Origin of the sequence: Streptomyces sp. NPDC048106, from assembly GCF_040706415.1 — a bacterium.
GTDB lineage: Bacteria > Actinomycetota > Actinomycetes > Streptomycetales > Streptomycetaceae > Streptomyces.
In genome coordinates this window covers 108,763-127,050 of sequence record NZ_JBEZND010000009.1, presented here as the reverse complement: position 1 = coordinate 127,050, position 18,288 = coordinate 108,763, and the positions used below count along the sequence as shown (strand labels likewise).

The following is an 18,288-nucleotide window of genomic DNA, read 5'->3' as shown; positions in this document are numbered from 1 at the left end:
CCTGGCGCGTGCACCCCGTCCGCTGCACCGCCACCCCACATCACCATCCCGCACTGGCTGCGGCGCACGCCCCGCGCCGCAGCCGGCACCCGACGCCGCAGCCACCGAGCACTGCCCTAACCGGTAGGCGCGGCAGCACATCGGAGACCCGCCTTGCGCCACATCACCACCCACGACGCGCCGGCCACCGGCCTGCGCGGCATCGGAGACACCAGCTGGCACCCCCTTGGAGCGTGCCACGGCATGGACGTCGAGGACGCTGACGCCGTGTTCTTCCCGGGGCCCCGGGATCACGAGGAGATCGCGGAGGCGAAGGAGCTGTGCGGCTGGTGCCCCGTACGCCGCGAGTGCCTGGACTTCGCCCTGGAGAACGTCCTCAAGGAGGGCGTCTGGGGCGGCCTGACCGAAGCCGAGCGGCGCCCGCTGCACGACAACCTGCACCAGCGCCTGGACTACCGGCGCGTGACCGCCTTCTTCCAGGGACGCAACGTGCACCTGACCGAGGCCGAGCGGCAGGTCGTCATCGACCACGCCTACGTCCGGGGCTGGCGGCCCGACCGGCTCGCCGCCGCCCTGCAGATCAGCCACAAGCACGCCCGCGACCTGCTCCGGCAAGCCGCCAACAAGGTCCTCGACCGCGACCGTAACTACGGCGTGCCCCGCCCCAAGAAGAAGCGGAAGAAGACCTCCAAGGCCAAGGTCACCCCCGCGCCCGCCGCTTCCGGCACTCAGCAGCCAGCATGCCGCCCGGCAGCGTCGGCCCCGGCGCACGCCTCTCTCGGAAAGGCAGCATGATCCACCCCGTCCTCGCCTTCGGTGCTACTTCGGACCTCCCTCTCCTCCTGGCCGCTACCGGGCCCGCCGCCCTCGCGCTCGTGCTGACTGCCTGGGCCATCCGGCACCGGGGAACCCGCCCGCAGAAAGGTCTCGGCGGCCCGGCGGTCAAGGTCGCCGCCGTCGCCGCCCTGGGCTGCACGGCCTACAGCGCCGACACGAGCTGGCGCTTCGCCGCCGACTACCTCGACATGGCCGGCACATCCGAGCGGATCGGCATGTTCGGCGCCGCCGAACTCGCCCTGTTCGCCACCGCGCTGATGGCGCGGCAGAACCTTGCCGTCCAGGGCGCCCCAGGTCTGCCGGGCACGCTGGTCTGGGTGATTACGACTGTGCAGGTGATCCCCGCCTACGCAGAGAGCGGCCCCATCGGCGGCACGGTCCGTGCCTTCGTCGGTCCGGTCATGGCGGCGATGCTGTGGCACCTGGCCATGGGTATCGAACTGCGGCTGCGCACCCCCGGCACCGCCTCGAACGGACTGTTCGCCGTCCTGGGCCGGGAGGCGCGCGAACGGCTGCTGTCCCGCCTGGGCATCGCCGCGCGAGACCGCGACGCCGCGCAGATCACCCGGGACAGGGCCACCGCCCGCGCGGTCACCCTTGCCGCCCGCCTCGCCGAGCGCACACCCGAGCAGCAGCGAAACCGTCGCGGCCGGCGGCTGACCCGACGCCTGTCAAAGGCGGTCGGCAGGGCCGCGGTCGGCACCGATCCCCTCCAGCGGGCACAACTGCTCGACCAGCTCGCCGCCCGGCGACACGCACTCGCTCTCGCCACGGTCCCGCTCCGTTCTCCCTGGTCCGCCGCGCACAGCGACGCATCGGCGGCCACGGTCCCCGCACAGCCGACACCGAATGTGGTGGTCCCCGTCTCCGGTTCCGACGAGCCGGTCCTGGACCGAGGACCGAGGACAGCTCGGGGACCGGTCCCCGAGGAGGCGGATCCGGAAGCCAAGGTCGGCGCGGGGACCGAGGGCGACGAAACAGGAATGCTCGCGGGGACCAAGCCGCCTGAAGACGGTGCGGTCCCGGGGACCGGTCCCGCCGATCCAGAAGCCGCAGCGCGAGACGCAGTGGCCACGCTGATCGACCACAACGCGCGAGAAATAGCAGCTCAGGGCCCGGAGTCCCATCGGGGACCGGACCTCGCGAAGTCGGGGACCGAGAGCACCGAGGACCGAGGACCGACCACCACCGAGTCCGGGACCGAAACCACCCAGGACCGAGGACACAAGGTCCCGCTCCACCGGAAGTCGGTCCGGAAGTCCCGGACGAAGACCAAGGACAAGCGTGCCCGGTCCCGCTCTCCCCAGACGGAGCGCCCGACACGCGAGCTGGGTGAGCCGGAGCGCCAGCTCGTCCACGAGGTACGCCCCCACGTTCCCGCCCTGCTCGAACGGGACGGCAACGGAGCGATCACCCGGGTGCAGCTGCGCGAAATCATCCGCCGCCAGGGCCTGACGGGTGTCGGGAACGACCGACTCGGCCTCGTCCTCCAGGAATTGCGGAACGAGGACATCACCACGACGAGGAGCGCCGCCCGATGAAGACCTGCCACCAGTTCAACACCGTCCGCGCGGAGTACGAGCGAGAGATCGGCTTCATGCTCGCTCACTCCGAGCGGCACGCGGGCAAGCCGTCCGCGAAAGCCAGCGCCACGCGGGCCGCCTCGGCGACACAGCGGATGGCGCGCGCGCTCAACAGCCACGTCGAGCGCTGCCCCGAGTGCGGCTGAACCGGCAAAACCCCAGCTCAAACCCCATCCCCTTCAGGTGGCCCGGCTCCACGCCGGGCCCCCGCCCCACTCAGGAGGTATGTCGTTATCCCGCGCCCACCTCGCTCCTCCGAGCCCACCGCCGCCGAGGCCGATACCTGGGCGGACGTCCTGGTCCATCGGCAACTCGTCCACGCCGTCGTCCGCACCCCGACCGGGCAGTGGCTCGTCCAGGACCGCCCCGACGGACCGGTCCGCGTCCTTACGAGCCCGGCCGATGTTCTCTCGCTGGCCACAACCATCCAGCATCGCACCCGCCCTATGAGGCCCGAATCCCGATGACGAACGCCAGCCTGAACGGCACCACCCCGGAACCTGATCGCGACTCCAACTCGGTCTCGGCGGGAGCAAGTTGGGGCGGAAGCATAGCTTCCGCCGAACCTGCCCCCGAGGGGGCGGGAGAGGACCTGCACCGGGGGGCGCAGGTCCTTCGGGCTTCGACCGGGGGCGGATCGAAGCCGGGGCAGGAGGAGAAGCAGACCGAGCTGCGCGCCCACCGACAGCGCGCTCTCCGCGCCCGTCAGCGACCGCGTCAGCCGCCCGAGAAGAAGCGCCTGCGCCAGCCCGCCACGCGATTCAACGAAGACGAGTACGCCCTGATCAAGTCCGCCGCCGCCCGATGCAATCTGTCTGTCGCCGGGTTCCTCGCCCGCTCTGCGCTCGCTGCCGCCCGTGACCTCGACCGCACCAGCGCTGAGATCGCCGACGAACGCGAAGTGATTACAGCCCTGTTCGACAGCAGGCGTCGGCTCGGCTGGGCCGGCAGCAACCTCAATCAGGCCGTCAAGGCGTTCAACTCTGGTGCGGACGTTCCTCAGCTCGAAGCGGCCGTCACCGCTGTTCGGCGTGCCGCCGACGCCGCGCATGAAGCAGCTGCACGGTTGATCGAGCACCGCGGTCGATGATCCCCAGCGTCAACGAATCGGGCTCCCGGACCATCGGGCTCCTCTCCTACCTCTACGGCCCCGGTAAACATGAGGAGCACACCGACCCCCACCTCGTGGCCTCCTTCGACGGGATGTCCCCCGACCCCGGCCGCGACCCGAACAGCACCCTCAAGGACCTCCAGCAGCTCCTGGACCAGCCCGTGATGGCCCTTGCCAAACACGCCCGTCCCGCCAAGCACGTCTGGCACACCTCCGTCCGCGCCGACCCCGGCGACCGGGTCCTGTCCGACGAGGAGTGGGCCGGCATCGCCCGCCGTATCGTCGCCGCCACCGGCATCGATCCCGGCGACGGACAGCCCGGCTGCCGCTGGGCCGCCGTGCGCCACGCGGACGACCACATCCACATCGTCGCCACCCTCGTCACCGAGGACGGCCACCGCCCCGACGACTTCCGCTCCGGCGCTCGCGCCCAGGCCGAAGCCCGGCTCATCGAGAAGGAACTCGGCCTCCACCAGGTCGCGCCGGGCGACGGCACCGCCGCACAGCGCCCCACGAGCGCCGAGCGCCACAAGGCCGAGCGGCTGGGGCGCGAGCGCACCGCCCGCGAGGAACTGCGCGAAGCCGTGCGACGCGCGGTGAGCGGGGCGAGGAGCGACGAGGAGTTCTTCGCCCGGCTGGCTGCCGCCGGACTTCTGATCCGTAAACGCGCCGCGCCCTCCGGCGACCTGCTCGGATACAAGGTCGCCCTGCCGGACGACCTGAACAAGGACGGCGAGCCGGTGTTCTACCCCGGCGCGCGCCTCGCCCCCGACCTGTCGCTGCCCCGCATCCGCGAACGCTGGTCCGGTGACGCCCAGGACGCCCCGGCTGTCCGGCGGGAGGATGCGGTCCGTACGGGGCCGGGCAGTCCGGCCGCCGCGCGTCGCGGGACGGCATCGGCCGTATGGCAGGCCGTACTCGTCGTCGAGCACGGCGAGGACGCCGTCGTCGCCGCCCACATCGCGGCGGCCGGCGAGGTCCTGGATGCCCTCGCCAAGACGTCCGCCGCCCACACCCGCCGCGAGCTGCGGGACGCCGCAACGGCTTTCGAGCGGGCCTCGCGCTCTCACGTCCGCGCTGTACGCGGGCACGATCGAGCACTGCGGCAGGCCGCCCGCGACCTCGTCCAGGGCGGGCCGGCCCTCGGCCGCGGTGAGGACGGCGCCACCACGGCGATGGCGATCGACATGCTGTTCTTCCTGATCACCGCCGCCGCGCACTGGCACGCCAGGAAGGGGCACGCCCAGCAGGCCGAGGCCGCCGCCCGGGCCGCCGAGCACCTGCGCACCGCCTACCGGGCCGCTGCGGCCCAGCCGCTCGGTGTGCTCTACCAACGCGGCCGGCGCCTGAGCCGGCCGATGCTCCAGCGGCAGGCGGTGCTGCTGCACGAGGCGCTGCCAGGGCTGGCCGAGCAGATCCTTGCCGAGCCCGGCTGGTACGCCCTGGCGGCGACCCTCGCGGAGGCCGAAGCCGCCGGCCACGACCCGGCCGTCCTTCTGGCCGACGTTGCGGAGCGCCGCGAACTCGGCACCGCGGGCTCCGTCAGCGACGTGCTCGTATGGCGAATGCGGCGGACGGCCGATCTGCCCGCCGACGCCTCCCACCTGCCCGAGACCAGCACCGCGGGGCGCCGGTCGGCAACGCGCGGGACGACGGCCAGGCCCTCCGCGCCCGGCAGGCGGCGCAGCGCAGAGGAGACGTCGCGTAAGCCCCTGTGAGCCCGTCGGCACGCGACCTCAGCGCATCACCGAGAGAAGGGATAGCGCCACCGCTGCGCCCGCAATCCACAGCATGGTCATACGCCACTTCGGACCTCGGTGGCGACCAGGTCCGATCTGTCCGGCGTCGGCATCTGTGCACCCACAGGACGGACAGGCATGGCGCAGGTGGGGTGAGTCAAGCCAGTAGGCGTCGCGAAGTTGAGCGGTCGAGGGAGACGACGACGTGTGATCGGGCACACCGTGGCAACGTCGCCGCGCCGTACCGAGACACGCTTCGCGGCCAACTCGTCATCTGGGCAGCCGAGAAACCGAGCACCCCCTCTGACCCGGCCGGAGGTGACTGTGGACTTTGCGAATTGAAACCGCAAGGGACGTGGGGCACGATCATGAAGCGCGCAGGACGAGGTAACAAGGTAGAGGAGGACGCCAGGGTGTTTCACCGGATACGCCGCCGGGCCAAGGAGCCGAGCGAAAGGCAGTTCGCCGAGCTGTATGCGCGGCTGCAGGGCCAGGTCCCGCCGGGCTTCGGAGTGCCGGCACCCGAGCCGCAGTCCGCCGAGTCGGCCGCCGTCGTCGACGACTTCCTTCCGCCCGAGTTGCGCGTGCCGAGCCACGACCAGGTCGAGGGCAAGATGATGCCGTGGAAGCAGCCCCTCGTCCTCGACGGCGAGATGGCCGCCTGCGCCCAGTGCGGCGCGTACCGGGACTGGCTCATCCTCTCCACCCGTGGCGAGATCTGGCTGCGCTGCCGGGCAGGCCACCAGCAGCAGGAGACCCGCATCGACACCGCCTGGTACAACCGGCACTCCGGGCCGGCGGACGCGACGCACGCCACGTTCGAGGACTGCCTGCGCCACCTCGGGCACTGACCACCACTTCTACGACCCCACCGGGCCCGCGGGCCCGCACTGACCACCCGTCGCCTAGCACCAAGGGGTCGCCATGCACGTTCACGTCTCCGTCACCGCCCTCGGCATCACCGCCGCTCTCCTCGCCCTGCCCGCCTGCTCCACCGACACCACCGGAGCCAAGACTTCCTCCGCCGCTCAGACGGGAAAGCCGGCCGACGCGGTCCAGGAGCCGGCCGCGCTCTCCTCGGCCGCGCTCGAGTCCCGCCTGCTCGACCAGAGCGACCTCGGCAGCGGCTACCTGCGCAAGCCGGAGCGCCCCGCCCAGCACGATGACGTCACCGTCATCGGCTGTCCGGCCCTGAGCGAGCTGGGCGGCGACGCGGCCACCGGCGGTACGCTCGCTTTCCCGCACAAGGCGAAGGCGGACTTCACCTACGGCGGCAGTTCCTCGGAGATCTCCGAGGAGCTGTACAGCGACAGGGCGCAGAAGCTGTCCGACGGCATCGGCCGGATCTTCGACGCCATGACCGGCTGCCCGACCTATCAGGTCGTCGCAGGCGAAACCTCCATCGGCATAGCCTCGCAGAGGCTGCGCGCACCCCATGGCCTTGGAGACAAGCAGTGGAGCCAGCTCCTGACGTTCTCCGCCGGAGGGCGAAGCAGCGTGGTCAAGCAGACCGCGATCCGCGACGGCAGCCTGCTGCTGATCGTCTCCGGTTCCCCGGCCCTCGTCGACCGCCACCTCGGCAAGGCTCTCGCCAAGGCCACGGCGACGAGCTGACAGCGAATCGGTCTGGCCTGGCCGCCACTGTGCGGCCGGTACCTCCGGCGTGCCGGAGCCTGTGCGGGCACGACCTCCTGAAGCGCCCCGTGTCGCGCGTCCACGCGTTGCCTTTCACTGGTGACCCCAGCATGTACGAAGCCCGGCCTTTCTCTCGGGGAAGGCCGGGCTTCGTCGTGCCTGGTGAGGCGGGCGGGGTCCGTGGGCGCCATTCCCACGTCGGGGCTCAGGGCCCGGGGATACCTTCGGGCGTACCGCGGTCCGCCCGCCTCTCCCGCTCTGGCCGAGAGCGGGGGCCTTCACCGCCGGACGGTGAACGCCTCCGCTCTCGGATGGAGCAGGTGCGTCGTCGACGATGTCATCGGCCCCAGTGCCGGCCGAGGACGTGTCGATAGATTGTCTGCGTGCTGACCCCAAGGGTCCGTGCCGTGGCGGTGACGGTGGTCCCGGGGGTTGCGAGCATGTCGCGAGCCTGTGCGATCTGCCCCTCGTCGAGCGGTACGCGCCTTGGGCGGGAGGGAGAATCGCTGGCGGCGGGGTCGTAGCCGAAGGCGATGGCGTCCTCGTAGGTCAGGCCGGAGGCCATACAGCGGAAGAGACACAGGACGATCTTGCGTCCCAGTTTCCTCAGCGCCGTGGCGTGCGCGTCGCCGCCAGCACGGCGCATCGTGTAGTAGGCATGGGCGCCCGGCGAGTGGCTCACCATGGAGAAGGCCACCGCGTGCAGCGTGCTCCGTAGGTGCGTGGAGGACGCCCGGCGGAAGGCGACCCGCACGGTCTGGCCCGAGGCCCAGGTGACCGGAGCGACGCCCGCGTAGGCGGCGAGGGAACGTCCGCTGCCGAAGCGCTCGACGGGCCGGTCCCCGATCTCTGCCAGGAGGTAGGCGCCGAGGATGGCGCCGACTCCTGGAATGCCAGCCACCAGGGGGTGGAACGGATGGGCGGTGTAGAGCTGCGCCAAGTCCCGCTGCAGGTCGTCGGCCCTCCGGACGGCATGGTCGAGGGCTGCCAGGAGGTGCCCGATGCGCAGGGCTTCGGCGCGTTCGACGCGGGGGTCGAGGAGCATCACCGGGCGGGAGAAGACCATGCGCAGGCGCTCGGCCTCATCCTGGACCGTGCGTTTCCTGCCCGCTGCGGTCAGCAGCGCCGCCAGACTCCTGCGGTCAAGCTGGGCGGCGGCACGAGGGCTGGGGGCGGCGGTCAGGACGGCTCGCGCCTGGGGGCTGCGCAGCCCTCCGACGCTGGCCGGCCACGCCGATACGGCCGCCGGCCAGATACGCATCAACGCCGCCCGCAGAGAGTGCAGGGCTTCGGCACGGTGGGCTACGGCTGCCCGGTGGGCGTGCGCCACGACGCGGAGTGCCTCCGCCTCCGGGGAGTTCACGACGAGGGGACGGTACTCGCCCGCCAGAGTCATCGAGGCGATCAGCCTCGCATCGGCGCGATCTGTCTTGGCGATCCCCCGAGCGAGCCGGTGCCGAGCGGCGCGGGTGGGGTCCACATGGACGACCTCCATCCCCGACGCCGCCAGCGAGCGGGCGAACAGGAGGTTCACGTCCTCGATCCCGGTGACCGTTGCTCGCCACCTGCGTCCCAGCGGGGCGAGGAAATCCTGGTAGCGGGCGACGGGATCCGGGCTCTCGGCGTAAACGATCCGGGTCTCGCCGAGGACGGTACCCGACCGGTCAACCACGGCGACGTCGAGCCACTGGTCCGACCAGTCACATCCCGCGAAGAGCAAGCAATCACCTCGGATTGTCAGGGAGAAGAACGACGTGCCGGAGATCTAGCCGGCCGGGGCGCGCAGGAGGCGCTCTCGGGTGGCCTCGGGCAGCACCCGGCGCAGGACCGGTGCGGTCGAGCTGAGGGAGGCGGCGAAGGCTGCGACGAGATCGTGCGGGACGCTGGCGGCGAAGGAGGCCGCCCACAGGCACGGTGCCCCGAGTGTGGGCTGGGCCCATGCCTGCCATCCAGCCGGTCCCGCCTCGTCGGCCTCGACGGCCAGGGCGCGCGGGTCGGCGTCCTGGATGAGGGGCGGGACCTCGCCGAGGCTGATGTGCGAGGTGAACGTCGGGTCCGTCGCTGTCTGGGGCTGGTCGATGTCGTAGAACCATCCGTGGGCGGCGACAGCGTCGAGGACCAGTTCGGCTCCGGCGAACGGCACGGCAGGCTGATCGCTTGCGTCGAGCGCGACGAGGAAGTCAATCACCGCCTCGCCGGGGACGTCGCGGGTGAAATAGGCCGACCATTGGGCGAGCGGGCTGCTCGCCTCAGCGCGGGCGGAGATCTGCCAGGCGATCGGCAGATCCCCCAGGTGGAACGGCTCGTCCGGCAGGACCCACTGGGCCCAGCGCAGGGCGTCGGGGCTGATGTGCAGGACGGTGCTGCGCAGGACCTGGCGGTCCTCCGGTGCCTCGTCCGGCTCCTGTCGTCCGCGGACGATCGTCAGGTTCGTCCAGCCCAGGCCGGCGAGCGTGTCGGCGACGATGTCGTAGAGGCGCCCATCGTCACCGGCAAGGTGCCGGGGACCGACCCAGAACGCGGGCTGGCCGCCGCGCAGGGTGGACGACTCAGGTGGGAAGTCGGGGTACAGAGGCGCCTCCAAGGGCTCGGTGCGTATCTAGTTGCCGCCGGCGCGGCGGCGGGGGCGGCGCGGGGGTGCCTGGACGGGGCCTTGCCACGTCAGCTCGATGGCGACCTCCGGCGGCAGATGGCCGAGCTGTGCGTCCGCGCCCCGCCCTTCGGCGAGGTAGACGACGGTCCGGCCGGTCTCGTCCACCGACTGCAGCACCTGGGCCAAGCGGTGGGCCATCGGGAAGAACGGGTTCATGGCCTGGCGGACCGGAGCACTCCGGTCGCAGCCGGACAGCAAGTCGATGAGATCGCCGACGGTCATCTCCGGGGACGTCACGAACAGCCTCCTGGGGCATGGGGGAATGGGGGCGGTGGAGCTGGCCGGCCTTCGGACGGCCAGCCCGCTCATGGGGAGGGCACTGCCTGTCGGTGTCCGCATTGTCAGAGGCGGCGTGAGGCCTCCAGCACGCGCGCTACGGCTGCGGCGACGATGTCGGCCGGCGTCTCGATGTCGAACGACAGGTGGTAGCCACGCACCTTCGACGTGCCGGTGACGGCGATCTTCCATCCCTCGCCGTCCGAGCCGGGGCGTCCCAGCGGGAACCAGCCGTCCTTGGAGCTGACGTGCACGTCCGCGCGATCATCGACAATCAGGTGGAAGTCCTCGGCGGAGAACTGGTCGATGACCAGGGTCGGCTGACCAGGGCCGAGCTGCCACTCCCGCAGTCGCAGGGCTTCGACGGTGGTGGAGAAACCGGGGCCCGCAGGGGCTACGGTCACGGGCAATCACCTCTCCGACCTGCGGTTTCTTGCAAGGTCGTCTACGTTGACATGCCCTCGCGCCCGTTGGCCAGTCTTTCCGCGATCTTTCCTGTCTGCCCCCGGCGAACTTGTCCTTGGGCAATGAAGCCAGGCGCCCTGCCATCCAATCGAGGCGTTTGACACCGAACCTAGGCGTCCACGCCCTCGCCCACTCCGATCGGCCGGTACCGCCGCGGTCTGCGATCAACCATCGATGTCATAGGTCGCTTCCAACTGCGCAAGGTATTGGGCGGCGGCGGGGGCCTCTGCCGCGCCGATCCGCTGGTAGAGGCTCACCGCTTCGCGGAGACTTGAGAGCGCTGCGGGGTAACTGCTGGTGAGCTCGCAACAGCGGGCGACACCTTCGAGAGCGCGGGCTTCCTCAAGCTGATTGTGGATCGTGCGGGCGAGTTCCAGGGCGCGCTCGTAATGAGCCTGTGCCTGCCCCGGGTCCCCACATATCAGACGAAGCGCTCCAACGCGGTTCAGCACCTCCGTCTCACCGGCCCGGTCACCGATGTAACGGTAGGCATCGTGTACCTGCTCCAGTACAACAGCGGCACTTGTATAACTACCGGTTGCGACCTGCACAGCCGCCATGTGGTTCAAGGCGTTAGCGTGGCCGTTTCGGTCGCCGATGTCGCGGTAGACGTCCAACACTTCCTCAAGCACCACGGTGGCACCGGCGTGATCCCCTGTCGCGATCCGCACAACCCCCACGCCGTGGAGGGCGTGGGCATGGCCGAGTCGGTCTCCGGTGTCGCGGTAGGCGGCGAGGGCCTGCTCGAGCACCACCGTGGCTCCCGAATAGTCCCCAGTCGCGATCCGCACAGCCCCCAGGTAGTTGAGCGCGTGGGCTTGGCCGTTGCGGTCGCCGATGCTGCGGTAGGCGGCGAGGGCCTGCTCCAGTACCACGGTGGCTCCTGGATAGTCCCCGGTCAGCCGCCGCACACCTCCCAGGTAGTTGAGCGTGTTGGCTTGGCCGAGCTGGTTACCGACGATGCGGTAGATGTCCAGAGCCTGCTCCAGCACCACCGCGGCCCCCGGGTAGTCCCCGGTCAGCCACCGCACAGCCCCCAATTGGCAGACGACGTTGGCTTGGCCGAGCTGGTTACCGACGGTGCAGTAGATGTCCAGAGCCTGCTCCAGCACCACCACGGCCCCCGGATAGTCCCCAGCCAGCCGCCGTACAGCCCCGAGTTCGTGGAGGGCGCCAGCAAGACCAGCTTGATCACCGACATGTCGTGCCGCGGTGACGGCAGCCACGTGCAAGGTGATGGCTTGCGCCCAGGGACCGTCGTTGCGCAGGTACGCAGCGATTGCAGCAGTGAGGCCGACGATGCAGGCGTGGTGGTCTTGTGCGGTGGCGTGGTCGATACAGGCAAACAGGTTGGCGCGCTCCATGATCATCCATGCCTGTGCTCGGTACCGGTCGGGCAGGTCGGGTGCCGCTGTCGGAGTGGCGACGGGCACGGTGTCAGCGCGTCGGGGACTGCGGGCGAGTTGGACGTCGGCGCGCTCGGCGGTGTGCTGGTAGTAGTCCAGCAGCCTCCTCAGCGCCTGCTTGCGCTCGACGGCACAGTCACCGGCGGCAAGGTCGTGAGCGTAGACGCGTAGCAGGTCGTGCAGGCGGTAACGGCCGGCGGCCGGAGAATCGATCAGGTGGTCGTCGTAAAGGGCTTCCAACTCTTGCCGTGCTTGGGCGAGCGAGATGTCGGCGATAGCAGCAGTGGCGTAGGCGTCCGCATCGGTGCCCGGATGTAGGCCCAAGCGGCGGAAGAGGCGTTGCCGTGCGGTGGGCAGGCCGCTGTAGGAGGTGTCGAAGGCTGCGGCGACGGCGCGGTCGTCTACAGCGAGTTCACTCAGGCGATCGCTGGTGGCAGCGAAGTCGTCGGCAAACTGGGCGAGGCTCCAGTGGGGGCGGTGCGCGAGACGACCGGCGAGCAGCGCGATGGCCAGCGGCAGGTACCCGCACAGCCGCACGATCCGCACAACGGCATCGGTGTCGGCGGCCGTCGTGATGGGGCGGTGGGCCAGACGGGTGAACAGCACAGTCGCGTCGTTGGGCGGGAGGGTGTCCAGCGCCAGGGGCGTGGCACCGTCCAGGGCGGCGATGCGCCGCCGGCTGGTAACCATCACCAGGCAGCCCCCGGATCCGGGCAACAACGGCTCGACCTGCGCGCGGCCGGCAGCGTCGTCCAGCACCAACAGCATCCGCTTCCCGGCCAGCCGGTCCCGCCACAATCCGACGCGGGCTTCGAGGCCGTCGGGGATGTTGCGCGGGTCCACGCCGATGCCGAGCAGCAGGGCAGCGAGGGTTTCTGCGGGGTCTGCCGGGTGCTGGCCGGGAGTATGGGCCTGCAGACGCACGAACAACTGCCCGTCGGGGAAGCGGTCGGTGAGCTGGCGGGCGACATGTACGACGAGGGCGGTCTTGCCTACCCCGGGCATGCCGTCGACGGTGTGGATGGACACCACCTGGGCCAACTGGGCGGCGGCCAGGAGCTGGTCCACCTCGGCCTGGCGACCGGTGAATTCGACCACGTCCCGCGGCAGGGTCCGCAGCGCGGTGACCGGCGCGGGCGCTGTTGGCGCCTCCGGGGTGACGTGCAGATCCCGCCCGGCCATATAGACCCGCGCGTTGCCTCCGGCACGCGCCTCGATACGCATCGGCGGTGTGAAGTTCCCACCTGCGTCTTCGTTCGGGAAGTAGGTCATGAGCCGGTGATGTGCTGGTCGCGGCCAGCCATATACACCCGGGCGTTGTCACGCGCTTCCGCCTGCATGACAAGCGACTGGGTCCAGGTCTGCCCGCCTGGGGGCAGGGCCGGGGTGAGCTGTTCATCCAGCAACCTCTGCAACTCGGCGCCCAGAGTGGGGTTGTCAAGGAGGAGCTGCTGCAGGCGCATGCGCCAACTGCCCACGAGGGCCTGCTCGGTGTCTTCATCACCTTGCTGCCGGGCAGCGAGGACCCGGGCGCGGAGGGCTTCCAGCTCGGCTCCCACGTGGTCGGCCTGCTCGGGACGGATCCGTCTCCATAGGGCTACCGTCGCCGCTCTTGCCTGCTGCCAGGCGTCCGTGGCCATAGCGCTGACCAACGCCGTTCCTGCCGCGAGCACGATCGGATCCATCCATCCCCCTTGCGGAAGGCACCCGGAGCATCACTGTACGTGCACAGAGGGTTGCCAGGGAGAGGCCCTGGCAATGTCGGCCCGTTCGAGACCACCGGTTCGCGCCCGTGGCCAGTTTGGTCAAAGTGACCGCCCCGGCATGGGCGTTGCCGTGTATGCGGCTGAATTGGATGACAGGACGACTACCTGAACTGGTCGCCGCAGGTCAGCGACCCGACTCGGGCCCAGATCATTTGAGACCAGACAGCGTCGGAGGAGGGCCGGATCACCCCGCCACGGCCCCGCACCCGGCGCCGGGAGCGGTCTGGGGCCGTGCCGGAGTAATCCGCATGATCCCCGCACACGTCCCCGACGAACCGCCGCTGACCTACGCCGACAGCTTCGACTTACCCGTCCTGTTGCGTAGCGGGCCTGCGAAGAAGCCCCGGCGGCAGTGGCGGACGGCCAAGCATAAGGCGTGGTCCGGATCGGACGGATTCCCGGCCGCCGACGGCTGATACACGCCGACCACCACGTGGCGAGAGATCATCAAAGCCGCCACCGAAGTCGGCCTCAGCGGCGGTCACAGACGCGCCGAGCACCGTTGCGGATGGCCGGCACGGTCAAGCCTGTTCCGGCCATCCGCTATACGGGTCCAGACGCCGGCGCGGCGGCCTCGCGGACGTAGTCGGTGAGGTCTTTTGGTTGACGGCCCGGGGCCTCCTGGACGTGGATCTTCACCTCGCCGTCGACCGGCGGCCTCTCGACAACCCGTGTGCCGGTGTCGGCCTCGGGCACGCCCCGGGAGCTTCGTGACTACTTCAACCGTTGGCGGATGCGTTGCCGTGCCCAGAGCGCCGAGACCGTGGGCACGATCGCGGGGCGTTCATCACGGCCGGAGGCTCAGGAACCAGCCACGTTTGTGGGCGCGGTCCAGCCTGTAGCTCGGATCCACTCGACCAGGTCCAGGGTGGCCGGCTCGATCGAGCGCACCGCCGCGAGGTCCGAAGGGTATTCCACCGCCTTCGCGAACTCGCGGAACATCACCTTGTCGAGGTCGTTGGAAAGCACGCTCAACGGGAGGGCCTCGTACCGTGCCGGGAGCCCGGCGCGCGCGCCGAACGCCGCGGCGATCTGGGGGCCCGTCAGCTCGTCGCCGACGAGCTCGACGGCTCCGCCGGGCGCCTCCGCGGTGTCGAGCAGGAGCGCGGCAGCGACCCGGCCGATGTCCCTGACCGAGATCATCTTCAGGGCGACGTCCTCCGGCAGCGGCATCCTCAGCACGATCTCCCCATGCTCCAGGCTCGGTGCCATCACGCTCGCGAAGTTCTCCATGAAGGCGGTCGCGCGAACCATCGAGGCCCGGAGGCCGGACTTTCTCAGGTGCTCCTCGATCGAGTGCTTCGAGTCGTGGTGCGGCACACCCCGCTCCCGGTCCGCTCCGAAAACCGAGTTGAACACGACGTGCGGGACGCCCGCCTCGGCCGCCGCGTCGACGAGCGCGGTACCGACGCGGATCTCCGCCTCGACCTCTTCGAGGCTGTTCGCCTCCGGGGTCATGAAGTAGAACCCCTCGACCGTCGCCAGCACGGCGGCCAGCGACGCCGGGTCGTCGGCCCGGATGGCCGCCAGCTCGACGCCGCGGGCGACCAGCGCCTGAGCCCGGTCGGACTGCGGGTTGCGGACCAAAGCCCGCACCCGCGCCTTGTGGTCCAGCAGCGCGTCGACCACCGCCCCGCCCTGTTGCCCCGTCGCGCCGAAGACTGCGATCGCGCCGGTCGTCTGTGTGCTCATCGCTGCCACCCCTCACTAGTTCACGCCATGAACTAAATTAGTTCACGGCATGAACATCGTCAAGGTACGGGTGTAGCGGGACCTCACGGTGTGATGGGTTGGTTCGAGGTGGGCGAAGAGAGGTCCGAGGTGTCCACGATGGCGGTGGCCACGCGCTCGAAGTCGCGCTGGTCGTCGGCGTCGAGGTTCCCCGCGATCTCGGGCAGGCGCTTGGCGACCTCGGCGAAAACGGCCTCGGCGAGCGCCTTCCCCGTGGGCGTCGCACTGAGCATGACGACCCGTCGATCCTGCGCCGAGCTTGCCCGGCCGACCAACTCGCGCCGCGCGGTGCGATCGACCAACTGGCTCAACGCGTTCTTGGTCATACCCAACGACGCGGCGAGGTCAGCCATCTGCCGCGACTCGTTCCTGACTGCGCAGAGCAGCGTGGCCTGCGAGGGGGTCAGGTCGAACTCGGCACAGATCTGCGCGTACTTGCGCTGAATCACAACCGAGAGCCAGAAGAGCTTGTCGCCATAGTCCACGCCGACCTCCCCGGTCCGATGACAAACGAACAGGCTACTCGTCGCGGGCCGGCAGTCTGCACCGGGCGGCCTTCTAGGCTCGACCATTGGCGTTCGTCCCACAATTTGGGTGATGACGGTACCGCTGGCCGCCCTCCTGGCTGGTCCTGGCGTTGAGCCCCGCCGGCAAGGTGCGCGAACCGCCGCCCACCGTCGCGTCAGACCATCTGGCCGGACAGGCGATACAGCTACGTTGCCAGAGGCAGCCGAAGGATAAACGGCTATCCGAGCCCCGAGCAGGACTCGCCCCCGTGCCCCGCGCGGGCACGGGGGCCAACTATCGCTGAACGTCACACCTCACCCGCAAGGATGCGACGAAAATCGAACACATGATGCAATAGCTTGTATGTGTTGCTCTGCTGTCCCCGAGGATCTGGTCGCCGCGCAGTACACCTGGGAACGGACCTATCGGAGCCTTGCCGATCCGGCTAACCGGCAGCGAACGACGGCCCTCCGCCGGCGCCTGCTGCAGCTGTCGGTCCAGGTGTGGTGGCATCCCTGCTGGCAGCAGGCCGGCACCGGTCAACGGACAGCGCTGCGCTCCTCGGCGGGGGAACTGGAACCAGGGACCCGTTAGGTAACAAGCCCGCACGGTGACCGGCGAGCTGCCGGAACCCCTTCGGCCGACATAGCGCTCACCGCAGAGCCCCCAGCTTCCAGGCTGTGGAATCCGGGGGCTCGGAGTCGTGGAGAGGGGTGGAGGGCGGGTCAGCGCTCGGTGGAGTCGTCGGTGGGACTGTCCGTGCGGCTGCGGCGTGACAGGAGGAGAGCGCCTCCGCCTGCTGCGAGAGCCGCGCCGCCGATCAGCCACGGTGTGGCGTCGGCTCCGGTGTGGGCGAGGGAGCCCGTCGGCGCCTTCGGCGTGGAGTCTCCGACCGGGGTCGCGGCGACGGGCTCCGGTGTGTCGCTGCCCGAGGCGGAGGGCGTGGCCCCTCCGGCACCGCTGCTCGGCTTGCCCGGACTGGACGGGGAGGGGGTGGGCTTGTGCGTCGGCTTGTCTGAGGGGTCGGGCTTCGGGTCGGTGGCCTTCTTGGCGTTGGTGACGGTCACGGTCACCGGGGCGCCGGGACCCTCGGTGACCGTCTTCGTCGGCTTGTACAGGCCGTAGCCAGCGGGGGCCTTGATCTCCTTGACCCAGAACTGAGTACTGCGGCTCGACACGGGCAGCTCGCCGGAGGCCGTGCCCTTGGCGCCCGTCGTCAGGATGAGCAGTGCGGAGGTACCGGTGCCGATGTTCACGGTCGCTCCGGGCAGGAGCTTGCCGGTCTTGTCGTCCTTGGCCTGCAGAAGGACCTTGGCGGCCTTGAGCAGTTCGATGATCGTCAGCCGGGTGGCCGCGCCCGAGGTGACGATGACGTCCTGGTCGGCGACCACCTCGTGGAGCGGGCTGCCGGACGCCGTCTGCTTGAGCCGGTAGACACCCGGTGCGAGGCCGGGGAAAACCAGCTTCCCCTGGGCGTCGCTCTGTCCACGTGCGGCTTCCTGGCCAGCGGAGTCGAGCAGCAGGAAGTGGCGCCGGGCAGGGCGTCTCCGGCCGTGTCCTTCGTGGTGATCTCGACGCTGCCCGAGTCCGGGGCCGGTGACTCGGCGGGGGCGCCGGACGCTGAAGGGTTCGGCTCTGAGGCGCTCGCGGCGGGCGCCCAGGTCAGGGTGCCAACTGCCGCGACGGCGACGGCAGCAGCGGATCGGACGAGACGTGCGTGCACGAGGAAGAAAGCTCCTTGGGACAGGAGATGGAAAAGGTCATCGGGTGTGGCCGGAGGCCGGGGCGGGAGGTGGCGGGACGACGGGTGTGGTGCCGCTCGGTTGCCTGCCTGTCGGGGTGGCGATGTAGAGGGCGCGGCGGGTGGAGGTGGGGACGTCCTGGACGGTGCGCTGCAGCGGTTGCGTGGAGATGAGCGAGGCGGTGAAGGCCGCGACGAGCGTGGTGGGCGTACCGAATGAGAAGCGCGCCGTCCAATGCGGCTCGTCGACGAACCCGCCCCAGGCTCGCCAGACCACCCCCTTGGGAGCCGCGGTGGCGTACTGATGGCGTACGCCACCGAGTCCTTCCGGGGTGAAGAAGCTCTGGGTCCCGTCGGTCTTGACCTCGTGGCGCCAGCCGCGGGCGAGCAGCGGCGCGTACGCCGGGTGCTCAGCCATCGGTTCCTTGAACAGCCAGTCCCGGTCGGAGTGCCGGTCTTCGAGGTAGAGGTCGAGCAATTCGGTGTGGACGTCGTGGAGCAGTTCGACGGGAGTGGTGGCGTCGAAGGTGATCCGCCAGGCCGGCTTGGTGAATGGGGCCCGGTGGGCGTTGATGGTCCACGTGCCCTTGCCGGGCTTGTCGGGCTGGGGGTCGAAGGTGGTCTGCAGGCGTAGGCACGGGCTGGACGCGGCGGCCGTGCCTGCTTCGGTCTGGGCGAACGGCCAGCGCTCGTCGAAGGGGAAGGCCCACACGGCGCGGGGGTCAGCGACGCCGGGTCCGGCGAGGTGACGGGGCAGGATCTGCACGCTCTGGGCCGGGTCGAGGTTCTCAAGGGGGTGGGTGAGCATGGGCAGGGCTCCTGCTGGAAGAGTGCGGAA

Annotated in this window: 16 protein-coding genes and 1 pseudogene; 7 read left to right on the top strand and 10 right to left on the bottom strand. The window is 70.2% G+C overall.

All coding sequences use genetic code 11. The features are described 5' to 3' along the window. Nucleotides 1-153 precede the first annotated feature (153 nt). The 7 genes from AB0927_RS12125 to AB0927_RS12095 all read left to right on the top strand — a co-directional run bounded on the left by AB0927_RS12125 (nt 154) and on the right by AB0927_RS12095 (nt 6,884). Nucleotides 154-795 (top strand): WhiB family transcriptional regulator, encoded by a 642-nt coding sequence (locus AB0927_RS12125; protein WP_366667465.1) that lies wholly within the window; start codon nt 154-156, stop codon nt 793-795. Beyond that, nucleotides 792-2,378 carry a hypothetical protein gene (locus tag AB0927_RS12120; RefSeq protein ID WP_366667464.1) on the top strand — a complete coding sequence of 529 codons (1,587 nt, stop codon included), beginning with the start codon at nt 792-794 and terminating at the stop codon, nt 2,376-2,378. The genes AB0927_RS12125 and AB0927_RS12120 overlap by 4 nt, the downstream gene beginning before the upstream one ends. Then, a complete protein-coding gene (locus AB0927_RS12115) occupies nt 2,375-2,566 on the top strand; it encodes a hypothetical protein (RefSeq protein WP_366667463.1) in 192 nt (63 codons plus the stop codon). The genes AB0927_RS12120 and AB0927_RS12115 overlap by 4 nt, the downstream gene beginning before the upstream one ends. Before the next feature lie 317 nt (nt 2,567-2,883). After that, nucleotides 2,884-3,510 carry a hypothetical protein gene (locus AB0927_RS12110; RefSeq protein ID WP_366667462.1) on the top strand — a complete coding sequence of 209 codons (627 nt, stop codon included), beginning with the start codon at nt 2,884-2,886 and terminating at the stop codon, nt 3,508-3,510. After that, nucleotides 3,507-5,249, top strand: coding sequence for a relaxase/mobilization nuclease domain-containing protein (locus AB0927_RS12105; protein WP_366667461.1), 1,743 nt, complete (start codon nt 3,507-3,509; stop codon nt 5,247-5,249). Before AB0927_RS12110 ends, AB0927_RS12105 begins: the two co-directional genes overlap by 4 nt. A 434-nt stretch (nt 5,250-5,683) precedes the next feature. Next, complete coding sequence (locus tag AB0927_RS12100) at nt 5,684-6,121, top strand: hypothetical protein (protein WP_366667460.1); 438 nt, start codon at nt 5,684-5,686, stop codon at nt 6,119-6,121. A gap of 73 nt (nt 6,122-6,194) precedes the next feature. After that, entirely contained in the window at nt 6,195-6,884 is a 690-nt protein-coding gene (locus tag AB0927_RS12095; RefSeq protein WP_366667459.1) for a hypothetical protein, read from the top strand. 358 nt (nt 6,885-7,242) lie between these two features. Here AB0927_RS12095 and AB0927_RS12090 read toward each other — a convergent pair whose 3' ends face one another. The 10 genes and pseudogenes from AB0927_RS12090 to AB0927_RS12045 form a co-directional block, all read right to left on the bottom strand. Next, entirely contained in the window at nt 7,243-8,625 is a 1,383-nt protein-coding gene (locus tag AB0927_RS12090; protein ID WP_366667458.1) for an IS110 family transposase, read from the bottom strand. A 45-nt stretch (nt 8,626-8,670) separates the two neighbouring features. Next, the gene (locus tag AB0927_RS12085; protein WP_366667457.1) at nt 8,671-9,489 is read right to left on the bottom strand and encodes a DUF317 domain-containing protein; all 819 of its coding nucleotides are present in this window, start codon (nt 9,487-9,489) and stop codon (nt 8,671-8,673) included. Between the two features lie 15 nt (nt 9,490-9,504). Continuing rightward, nucleotides 9,505-9,795, bottom strand: a complete 291-nt coding sequence (locus AB0927_RS12080) for a hypothetical protein (protein WP_366667456.1) — start codon at nt 9,793-9,795, stop codon at nt 9,505-9,507. A gap of 104 nt (nt 9,796-9,899) precedes the next feature. Continuing rightward, the gene (locus AB0927_RS12075) at nt 9,900-10,238 is read right to left on the bottom strand and encodes a DUF317 domain-containing protein (RefSeq protein WP_366667455.1); all 339 of its coding nucleotides are present in this window, start codon (nt 10,236-10,238) and stop codon (nt 9,900-9,902) included. A 225-nt stretch (nt 10,239-10,463) separates the two neighbouring features. Then, a complete protein-coding gene (locus tag AB0927_RS12070) occupies nt 10,464-12,977 on the bottom strand; it encodes a tetratricopeptide repeat protein (RefSeq protein WP_366667454.1) in 2,514 nt (837 codons plus the stop codon). Continuing rightward, a complete protein-coding gene (locus AB0927_RS12065) occupies nt 12,974-13,390 on the bottom strand; it encodes a hypothetical protein (protein ID WP_366667453.1) in 417 nt (138 codons plus the stop codon). Before AB0927_RS12065 ends, AB0927_RS12070 begins: the two co-directional genes overlap by 4 nt. An 882-nt stretch (nt 13,391-14,272) precedes the next feature. Continuing rightward, nucleotides 14,273-15,163, bottom strand: coding sequence for an NmrA/HSCARG family protein (locus AB0927_RS12060; protein ID WP_366667452.1), 891 nt, complete (start codon nt 15,161-15,163; stop codon nt 14,273-14,275). Nucleotides 15,164-15,246: 83 nt separating this feature from the next. Further along, complete coding sequence (locus tag AB0927_RS12055) at nt 15,247-15,687, bottom strand: MarR family transcriptional regulator (RefSeq protein WP_366667451.1); 441 nt, start codon at nt 15,685-15,687, stop codon at nt 15,247-15,249. Nucleotides 15,688-16,434: 747 nt separating this feature from the next. Beyond that, nucleotides 16,435-17,432: pseudogene (locus AB0927_RS12050) on the bottom strand (SpaA isopeptide-forming pilin-related protein). A gap of 37 nt (nt 17,433-17,469) precedes the next feature. After that, nucleotides 17,470-18,258, bottom strand: a complete 789-nt coding sequence (locus AB0927_RS12045; protein ID WP_366667450.1) for a DUF317 domain-containing protein — start codon at nt 18,256-18,258, stop codon at nt 17,470-17,472. Nucleotides 18,259-18,288: the final 30 nt, after the last annotated feature.